Origin of the sequence: Arthrobacter sp. SLBN-83, assembly GCF_006715285.1 — a bacterium.
Classification (GTDB): domain Bacteria; phylum Actinomycetota; class Actinomycetes; order Actinomycetales; family Micrococcaceae; genus Arthrobacter.
The window spans coordinates 3272832-3283199 of the sequence record NZ_VFMX01000001.1; the positions used below are offsets into that span (position 1 = coordinate 3272832).

Genomic DNA, 10368 nt, shown 5'->3' on the forward strand with positions numbered 1-10368 from the left:
GGTAGACGATCCGAACCACCTTAGAGAAGTCTTTGGGCACGCCAGAACGACAGATCTTTCGAATGCCTTCATCATAGGCCGAAAACGCTGCTATACCAGCATAATAAACCCGCAGCACTGCTAAAATCACACTGCCAGCGGGTGCCTTTCCCCACCCCTGTAAACCGACCATTCGACACGATCGAGAGGCCCCCCACCATGACCATTCTCCAGACCGTCGACGACCATCCACTGACGGACGACGGCGTCGACCTGTTCGCCCTGATGTGCCAGCGCCGCGGCTGGACCGACGAGTACTTCCGCGAGATCGAATCAGCTGAACACGACGAGCTCCTGGGCCTGGCCGAGATGGTCGAGGCCCTGGAAGACGCCCGCGCCGCCGGCCACAAGGTCACCATCGCCCCTGACTTCGACATGGACGGGATCTCCTCCGGTGTGCTCGGCTACGCCGGACTGTCAGAGCTCGGCTTCGACGTCGAGCTGCACGTGCCCGACTACCGCCGCGGCCACGACCTCACGGCCGAGGACATCGCAGAGATCGCCGCGACGTGGCCGGACACCAAGGTCCTGCTGACCTGCGACGGGGGAGTGAACTCCCACCGCGGGATCGCCGCCGCCCGGGCTCTGGGATGGAAGACCCTGGTCACCGACCACCACGAGGAGCTCGAACCCGGTTCGAGCGCCGACGTCACCGTCGACCCCTGTCGGATGGACGAGACCTACGCCAACACCGGCATCTGCGGCGCACACGTGCTCTACCAGGTGTTGGAGGCCTATGCCCGCGTCCACCGGCCGGAGAAGCTCTGGGAGATCCGCCTGCTGCGCCTGTTCGCCGGCCTGGGCACCGTCTCCGACGTCATGCCAGTGCTGTACGAGAACCGGCAGCTGGTGCGCGACTCGCTGTCCATCGCACGGCTGCTGTACGCGCCCGCGCCGCGCACCGTCCCGACCCCCTGGGGCTTCGACCCGGACCCCGAGGCGATCGACGTCGGGCAGTCGACGCTGATGCAGCTGCTGCGCGTCGACCCGCACCACCCGGCCTTCGTCCGGGCCTTCGAGGGCTTCGCGGTCCTGCTGAAGGCCTTCGGCCAGGCAGGCAAGGTCCGCGACATCGACAGTATCGACGAGGGCTTCTACGGGTTCTACCTCGCGCCGGCGATGAACTCCCCGCGCCGCACGGGCGACCCGCTCGCACCGTGCTTCGGTGTGTTCACCGCGCCTGACCAGGACTTGATGCTCGAGGCGGCACACCAGGTCATCGCGACCAACGAGAGCCGCAAGGAGCTTGTCGAGGTCCACACCCAGGAGCTCGAGGAGGGTGATCAGCCGCTGGCCCCCTGGGTCTACTTCTCCGAGGCCTACCCGGGCATGTACGGTCTGCTCGCCAACCGGCTGATGGAGCGCCACGGCCACCCGGTCGTCGTGCTCAACCGTCCCGTCGGGCCGGATGACTACGTCGGAGGCTCCGGCCGGGCACCGTCGTGGTTCGGCATCATCGACACGCTCGAGCACCAGGACGGCATGCGTGCCATCGGCCACCAGCAGGCCTGCGGCGTCAAGGTCGACCGGGCGGAACTGCTCGACGGTCTGGTCGAAGCATTGCGGGAGGCCACGCAGGTTGCCCTGCTGGCTGTCGTCCAGGATGAGCGCCGGGCCGACCTGGTCCTGGGCCCGGACCGGGACTGCGATGCTGGCCTGGACGACCTGGAGCCTCTGGTCGGCTTCGTCCGGCGTGTGGAAGCGCTGCGGCCCTTCGGCCACGGCTTCGTCGAGCCGGTGGTCGAAATCGCTGTCGAGCCCCTTGGGCTGCGGGTGGACCGGATCGGTTCCGATACTGACTGCGGCCATGAGCGCACCGACGCCAACCTGATGACCAACGCCCGCGGCTACCGCGTGTGCCGCCTGTGCAAGAAGCATCTGCGGCTGGTCACCAGGTCCGGGCTGTCCTGCCTGTGGTGGAACGTCGCCGAGGAGAAGGAGCCGGAGATTTCGGCTCTGACGCGGTCGGCCAGCCGCACCGAGGTCGGAACGCTGCGTTTCATCGCGAAGCTGCAGCTGAACACCTTCCGCGGCGAGACCCGCGTCCAGGCCGTCATCGAAGAGCAGATCCCCGCGTCTGTCTGACCACGGAAAGGAGGCGGGGATGCCCGCTCCACCCATCAAGTCCCGGCTCGTCTCCATCGCGTGGTGTGTCCTCGTGCCCCTCGGCGTGCTCGCCGCCTACCTGGGACTTGGCCTTGCCGTAGTTTCCGTGGTCGGCGAGCCCGTCCTGGGTACGGCGGTGCTCGGAGGCCTGGTGGCGCTGCTCGTCGGCGCTGCCAGGCTCTTCCGGCCCCGGTGGTTCGCCAACGCGCCAACGGTCCGACCGATGTCCGGAACACCGCGCTTTACCCGAACGGTGCTTGGGTGCCTGGCTCTGGCGTTCTTCGCCGGCCAGTCCCTGGCCCTGTGGCTCTATACCCTGGGCGGCTCGGCGGGATTCGATGAATCGACCCGAGCCAGGACAGACGCCGGTCCCGTCGTGGCCCTCCTGCTAGCACTGGTGGCAGCGCCGGTGGCCGAGGAGATGCTTTTCCGCGGCCTGCTCTACCCGCTGCTGCGGCGCAGGGTCGGCATCGTCGCGGCGGTGCTCGTCACCGCCGCGGGCTTCAGCCTGCTGCACGCCAACGTCGTCCAGTTTGCTGCCACGCTGCCCCTGGCGGTGCTGCTGGCGCTGGTCTACGAACGCGCCCGCGTCCTGTGGCCGTGCGTGCTGCTCCACCTGGCCTTCAACCTCGCGGCCGTCCTTGTCCCCGCCCAGCTGCTGGGCGCATTGGCGAACCCCGTCTCAGCGCTGCTGATGACCGCGGCGTTCCTCGCGTGCGCCCTGGCGGTGTACCGCATGGCGGCACCCGCGCCCGGGCCTGCACAAGACGACAGGGAAGCCGGCGGGGAAGAAGGCAGGGAAAGCGAGCCACAGGCCGCATAGCGGCCGGGCTCAATGTGCAGGACTGACGCTGGTGCCCTCCGGGCGACCTTTCGGCCGTGGGCCGACGGTCGCTCCGGAGGGCCTGCTCTTGGGTGACCGGGGTGATCCGGTCACCGGGGGATTGGCTGAAGGATTTTCGTCAGCCAGACCTGAGAGGAGGTGGATCCACCATGGCAGTCGTCAACAAGTGCGCGTATGACGCGCAAGGCCGGCTCGTGCGCCCCAGCGGCAGCGAAGTGCGCCGCGCGCGGTTCGCCAGCGACTTCGACACCGGTGAGAGGCCGACCTTCGATCGAGGGTCCATGCACTTCTTCACCATGAGCACCAGCGGCCGCACGGCGGAGCAGGCGCACGAACGCGCCCGCGAGATGCTTGCCCGCTTCTTCGAACGCGCCGAGTCCGTCGCTGGCTTCCGCAAGCTCGAGATGCGCCGGAGGCAGGGTGTGATGCCCTGCAACCGCAACGTCTCCATCACCTACGAGATCCTGTACGCCGTCGAGGACGGCCACCGGGTCCGTGCCCACATACCCGAGTCCCCCAATGCGGGATACCGGCGAGGCCGCAGCGCGGCCGCCTTCTAGGCGGCCGGCGCACCCAGGGCCTCGCACCAGCGTGAACGCGCAGAAAGGCCGGAGAGCTCCCTTCCCACGGGGATGCTTCTCCGGCCTTTCTGTTTTCACGTTCCTGTGACAACAACACCTGGTGACGGTTCCTGGCCCTAACACCGATGCCCACTATATCAGTGTCGATTCATCATGTGCAATGCAGTCGGCGTCCCATTCCGGCGACCATTCGAAGGTCTGTCTCGAATCACTCGGAATAACTCGGAAGCCCGGTCGACCAGGACGCGGGACCCATCGCGATCGCTCCCGTCAGGGCCGTCAGGGCCTGATGCTCCGCTGCACGGGAGGACGCAGCGCCGAGGTGTACCACGTGTCGTGGTACACCTCCCGATCCCAGTGCTGGCCTGCTCAAACGGCGGGTCAGGCGACCGCGGCCGAGGGAGTCTGTACCACGTGCCCGAGCGGACGTGGTACGCCGTATTGCCTTGGCAGATCAGCGTTTTCGGCGGGTGTACCACGAGTACCACCAGATTCCGAGCGTTTACATATGTGCGCGAAGGACGCCTCCGATCGGTCATCCAGCCAGTAAGAGCTCTTATCCCCATGCGCGTATATCTAGTCTTTATTTAGTGGTACAAGTGGTACAGGGGGTATATAAAGCCCGTCTGACCAGGGCAAACGCCTGTACCACGTGCAAATCTCCATGTGGTACACCCCGTTTGGAGAAGTCCTGAAATCCCCGACTGACCAGGGGAAACAGGTGTACCACGTCAAGTGGTACACCTTCCGATACCCATTGGGGGTATACCGGCTCGCTGCTGCAGCCGGATCCCAGCTCTGGAGGTTCCCGGCCGGCCGGTCGGAAGAACTCCCCGAACCCCGACCAGGGGGTCGGGCGGCTCACGCCGCCCGCGGGGGAGTGCTCGAGCACGAGAAGCCAGCGGCTCCGTGGGGCATACGCCCCCGGAGCCGCTGTTTCTCATTCCAGACCGCACGCTCTCGTCGTGTCGCCGTGGCCTCCGGGTCTCGCGCGCGACCCCTCCGAGCCCCACCCGGGTACCACCCGGGACCTCTGTCGGACCATGAGTCGACTATCAGTCGACTCGTTGCGAAAGACCATTCGGATGGCATAGAGTCGTGAGCACGTTCCTATTCGATTACGAGACCAATCGGCTTCCCACTCACTGCCGGCAGGTACTCGACGCGATCGAGAAAGACAGCAGCATGACGACTCCTGACGACCCAACGCCCGTCTTCGACGAGGACTTCGACACCCCCTCGACCAACCCTGTCGCCGACGCCTTCACCGAGGTCATGACGTACTTCGCCGACGGCGGCGACATCGCCCCGCAAAACGAAATAGTCACGCGCGCGACCGAGGTCTACCTCCAGCTGATCGACCCGTCGGACCCGCCCGCACCGCGCCTGCTCGAGAAGCAGCTGCTCGCGATCGTGAACGGCGTCTCCAAGGCCGAGAACAGCAAGACCAAGGTGGCTGCCGAGAAGCTGCCCCTGGCCCGGCACCTGACCTACTGGCAAGTGGCGCAAATCCTGTTGAGCCTGCACCACGTGATCCGCATCGCCCCCAGCGCCAAGGACACTGACCGCGAGTACGACCTGCTGGCGATGTACCAGGCCACCGGTCCGGGCCGCGGCACGTACACCACCAGCGAGGACGACATCCGCACCACGGCACGCCGTTACAACACGCAGCTGACACTCAAGGAGTTCGCCGAGGTCCTGGCAGTACTCCGCGAGGACAGCCCGCGCCGGCACCAGTGCAGCCACAGAGACCTCATCGCCGTGAACAACGGCGTGTTCCACTACGGCCGCGAGGCCCGGGACATCCATGAGGGCGGCAAGGCCTTCCACTTCGAACCCAAGTCGCTCGTGCCCTTCGACCCGGCACTGGTGTTCCTGGCCAAGTGCCACATCGACTACGTCGAAGACCCGGACAACCCGGTGATCGTCCACCCTGTCGACGGCTCGGTCTGGGACATCGAGTCCTGGATCCGCGAGCTCTCCGACGAGGAGGGTATCCCCGAGCTGCTCTGGGAGGTCATCGGCGCGATCATTCGGCCGCACGTCAGTTGGGGCAAGACTGCCTGGTTCTATTCAGAACAGGGCAACAACGGCAAGGGCACGCTGTGCTCGCTCATGCGCAACCTGTGCGGGCCACGCTCGCACACCTCGATCCCGCTGAGCGACTTCGGCAAGGACTTCGCGCTCGAGCCGCTCGTGCGCGCCAACGCGATCATCGTCGACGAGAACGACGTGGGCACCTTCATCGACAAAGCGGCCAACCTGAAGGCGATCGTCACCAACGACGTCATCCAGATCAACCGGAAGTACCGGATGCCGATCGCCTACCAGTTCTTCGGCTTCATGGTCCAGTGCCTCAACGAGTTCCCGCGCGTGAAGGACAAGTCCGAAAGCTTCTACCGCCGGCAGCTGTTCGTACCGTTCAACAAGAGCTTCACCGGCATGGAGCGCAAGTACATCAAGGACGACTACCTCCAGCGCCGCGAGGTCCTGGAGTACGCCCTCTGGTACGTGCTCAACCGCGCCGGCGCAGCCGACCCGGGCAACTACTACCAGCTCTCCGAGCCGGTGGCGACCAAGGTGGTCCTGGCCGAGTACAAGGAGGCCAACGACCCCGTGCGCGCCTTCTGGGAAGAGTTCCGCGAGCGGCTGGTGTGGGACCTGGTGCCTTTCACCTTCACCTATGACCTCTACAAGGCCTGGTTCGCAGACGTCTCGCCCTCGGGGTCGCCGGTGAGCAACAAGCAGTTCATCACGGACCTGGTTGCGATCGTGCGGCCTGACCCGCTGTGGCACTGCCCGGACAAGAACAAGAAGATCCGCCCCGGCCAGATGATGGCCACCCCCGAGACGACCATCGCCGAGTACGAGCTGAAGAAGTGGATGAACCCGCACTACAGCGGCTCGGACCCGAAAAAGAAGTCGCAGCCGGTCCTTCAGGCCAACTACCGCGGCCTGCTCCGGCACACAGGTCCCGCCGCCCAGGTGGACGCCGACGACGAGGACACCACAGGAGAGGACTGATCCGACCATGCCCACAATCGCCAGGGCCATCACCGAGCTCGCCCGGGCGGTGACCGACCTCGCCAAGCAACAAGGCAGGGCAAGCACCGCGCTGGCCGATGTCGCCCGCGAACAGCGGATCACCAACCTGATCGTCCGCTCGCAGATCAGTGCCGACCCGGAGGAGAAGCGGCGGCTCGTGGCTGAGGCCTCCAGCCGGATGGACGCCCCGCGCCGCCGCTCTCCACACAACCCGATCGACTGAAGACAAGAACGGAAAACAGGACATGACGCAGCCGCACCCGAACGAACCGAACTGGAAAGACGGATGTGCAGGAGAGGGAGTCTCGCCCGGAAAGGAATGCGCCGACTGCACCGGCCAGCGTGAGCACTTCGGCTACTCCCTGGTGGGAGGTCGATGGGCCCGCGGTGCCCGGCCGGTCCCCGCGCCCGTCACAAGGAAGAAGCGCCGCCTAAGGCCATCCGCGGCAGCGCCCGGCACCCCGACCAGATAACTGCATACCCCGGCCGTGACGGCCGGTGACGACCGAAAGGCCAGACCCATGACCACCCAGCGCACCCCCGTCACAGCTGAGACCGCGCTCTTCACGTTCTACGACATCGAATCGCTGTCGAACGTCTTCACGCTGTGCGCCTACACCCCGCGGCCGGGCCGCGCCGTCCACGACCTGGAGATCTTCTTCCTGGCCGACGACCCGGCGCTGGTCGCCTCCGTCGACCCCCAGGCCCTCTACGACACCGTGATCCGCTCCAACCCGGGGCTGCCCGCGGTCAGCGTCCAGCTTTGGAACCTCGGCAGCGAACGGGGCAGCCTCCGGCTCGCCGAACTGATGGGCCTCTCGAACGCCGACCAGGTGTGCAACCACTCCGACCCAGGCGGGTACCCCGCGGCGCTGCGTCCGGTCTGCGACACAGACCCCGAATACGACCCGGCACTGCATCCGTTCCTTGCTGGCTACAACTCAATGAACTATGACACGACCATGGTCGCGCTCTACCTCAACGAGGCGTTTCCGGCCCCGGGCAGCGGTCGGCCGTTTCAGCCGACCACGGCCCGTACTCTGCGCGACCACAACGACCAGCTCTTCTCGTCCCAGCACATCGAGTACATGCCTGGCTACCTCGGCTGGGACGGGGCGGCTGCGAAGATCCGCCGCGCCATGCTTCACTCGGGCCGGCACCTGGACGTGGCCCGGCTGAACGAACTGCAGTCCAAGGTCAGCCTCAAGCGCCTGCTCGGGATGCTCGGCCGCCAGATCAAGGAATCCGAGAAGCTCAGCCATGACACGAGCATCGAGGCGGTAGAGGATCTCTATGAGCTGCTGGCCTACAACGTCTCGGACTGCCTTGGTCTGGCCCAGCTGTTCCGGCACCCGGCGTACGCGAGCAACTTCGATCTCAAGGCCGCTCTGCTCACCCAGTTCACCGAAACGGTGTTCACCAAGAACGGTGCGGTGCGCAAGGACCGGCTGGCAGTCGACTCCTCATCGGCAAAGTTCGTGGGCCGCATCCTCGCACCCTACGCCTCACTGGATGACATCGAGGCGGTGTCCTTCGTATATCCGCACCCCGAGGTCGCTAAAGAACGCGGGATCGAGCCGGTCAACGTGCTCGACGAGTGCGTGCGCTTCTTCGAGGAGAACGTCGCGCCCGACCCGGCCACCCACTCCGAAGTGACTGCAGCCCAGCGCGAGGCCCACCGGCAATTCCTGCAAGTCGTGGCGTACTACCGCTCGATCGAGGGGCAGAACTTCAACGACTCCGAGGAGTACCGCGACAAGTTCAGCCTTCCGGCCCGGTCTCTGCGCGATGTGCCCAAGACCCCGAACAACGTGCCGTATTTCCGGGCGGACGCCTCGCCGTCGTCCTGCTTCGCCACGTTCTCCACCGGCGGCATCCATGGGGCCGAAGCCGACCTGTCGGTGTTCAACGCCGAGAAGGTCGAGCACAACGATCAGACCATGATGCTCATCCGGGCAGCGCAGGCCTTCCCGGACGCAAAGGACTTCGTAGCAGAGGCCAAGCGTCAGCACGCCATGCTCCGCCTGCCCGACGGCACCTTCGTCGACAAGCGGCTGGTCCTGCTGGGTTCGGACCCGGAGAAGGTCAAGTACCGCAAGCCGAAGAAGGACGACCCTGACCAGGCCGGGCAGCTCGCCCGCGCCCAGGCCCAGGTGCCTGACCCGGCGGACCTGTTGACCACCCAGCGGCCCGAGGCGGAGGCGCTGAACGTCGTCCTGCCCGACGGCGGTGTCCTGGAAGGCAAGGTGGTACTCGCCAACAGCACGGCCACCAATGCCGCCTACCGCGATGAGCCGGCCAAGAAGAAGCCAGAGCTGTTCATCGCCAAGGAAGACGGCTCCGACAAGCTGCACCCGAAGTTCGCACGCACCTCGGCTGGCCTGGTGATCCACGAGGACTTCACCAGCTACTACCCGAACCTGCTGCGCAACATGCGGGCGTTCTGGAACCCCGAGCTGGGTGAGGACCGCTACGCGAAGATCTTCTTCGACAAGGAGCGCTACGGCCAGGAGATCAAGGGGCTGAAGAAGCAGCTGGCCCAGCTTCCGGGCGACAGCCCTGAAGCTGCGCGGCTGAAGGCTCAGATCGCCGGGCTCGGCGTGCTGCGCAACGGCACGAAGCTGATCCTCAACTCGGCCTCGGGCGCAGGCGACGCAAGTCACCGCACGCCGATCCGGATGAACAACCGCATCATCTCGATGCGCATCCTTGGCCAGCTGTTCAGCTGGCGGATCGGACAGGCCCAGACCCTGGCCGGGGCGCGGATCATCTCCACCAACACCGACGGCCTCTACTCGGTCGTCGGCGGCGAGAACGGATTCGACGAAGCGACCAACAACCGGGTGCTCGCCGAGCAGCAGGAGGCCATCGGCGTCGACATCGAGCCTGAGCTGATGTTCCTCATCAGCAAGGACTCGAACAACCGCCTGGAGCTGGAGGCCCCGGAGCCGGGGCGGTCCGTGGCAGACAGTCCGATCATCGCCGCCGGTGGCGGCACGCTGGCCTGCCACGCGGGCCCGACTCCGACGAAGTCGCTGGCCCACCCGGCCGTGATCGACTTCGCCCTGGCCCGCTACCTGCAGACGGTGGCGAGCAGGGGAGAGTCGGCGATCGCGGAGCCCTTCGACCTGATGCTAAGCCGGAAGGTGATCGAGGAGGCGGTCCTGGAGGACGACCCGATCCGGTCGCTCCTGCTGTTCCAGAACGTCATCGCGGCCTCCCGCGGCTCGATCACCTACCCCTTCTCGGCTGCACCCATCGACCCCGCCGTGGGTGTGAAGTACAGCGAGCAGGGTCACGTGACCAACGTCCGCGACCCGCAGGTGCTGCAGATGGTCAACCGGGTGTTCATCGTCCGCGAGGGCACTGAGAACGCCCGGAGCCTGCTCAACGCCGGTGCCTGGAAGGTCACCGCGGCCAGCCAGGCCAAGCGCCGCGAGGAGGACATCGGCCGGACCAAGCGCGACCCGGTCGCGCTGGAGGTGCTGCGCCATCACGGCTGGGCCCGCTCCCGCGCCGAGGCCAGCATGTCGGACGGGCTCGCCGTGCTCCCGGACGACCAGGACGTCGTGGTGCGGCGCATTAACGCCATCGACCCAACCTGGTCGATGGTCGTCGTCAACGACGACCTGCACCAGCTGCCGGCCGACCGGATCGAGCGGCTCATCGCCTCGCTGGACCTGGACACCTACGTCCGGATGCTCGAGGAGACGTTCACCAAGAACTGGATGAACGAGGCCGCCTGAGCCG

General features: G+C 66.2%; 6 protein-coding genes. All 6 read left to right on the top strand.

Annotated elements, in window-relative coordinates; genetic code table 11:
* Positions 1–198: 198 nt before the first annotated feature.
* Entirely contained in the window at positions 199–2124 is a 1926-nt protein-coding gene (locus tag FBY30_RS15310; protein WP_056387572.1) for a DHH family phosphoesterase, read from the top strand.
* Positions 2125–2143: 19 nt separating this feature from the next.
* Positions 2144–2968, top strand: coding sequence for a CPBP family intramembrane glutamic endopeptidase (locus FBY30_RS15315; protein WP_142133557.1), 825 nt, complete (start codon positions 2144–2146; stop codon positions 2966–2968).
* Between the two features lie 215 nt (positions 2969–3183).
* Positions 3184–3549 (top strand): hypothetical protein, encoded by a 366-nt coding sequence (locus tag FBY30_RS15320; RefSeq protein WP_142133558.1) that lies wholly within the window; start codon positions 3184–3186, stop codon positions 3547–3549.
* A gap of 1206 nt (positions 3550–4755) precedes the next feature.
* Entirely contained in the window at positions 4756–6597 is a 1842-nt protein-coding gene (locus FBY30_RS15325; RefSeq protein WP_056387561.1) for a DNA primase family protein, read from the top strand.
* Between the two features lie 7 nt (positions 6598–6604).
* Positions 6605–6841: a hypothetical protein gene (locus FBY30_RS15330; RefSeq protein WP_056387559.1), complete on the top strand. Its 237-nt coding sequence runs from the start codon at positions 6605–6607 to the stop codon at positions 6839–6841.
* Between the two features lie 298 nt (positions 6842–7139).
* Entirely contained in the window at positions 7140–10364 is a 3225-nt protein-coding gene (locus tag FBY30_RS15335; RefSeq protein WP_142133559.1) for a hypothetical protein, read from the top strand.
* Positions 10365–10368 lie beyond the last annotated feature (4 nt).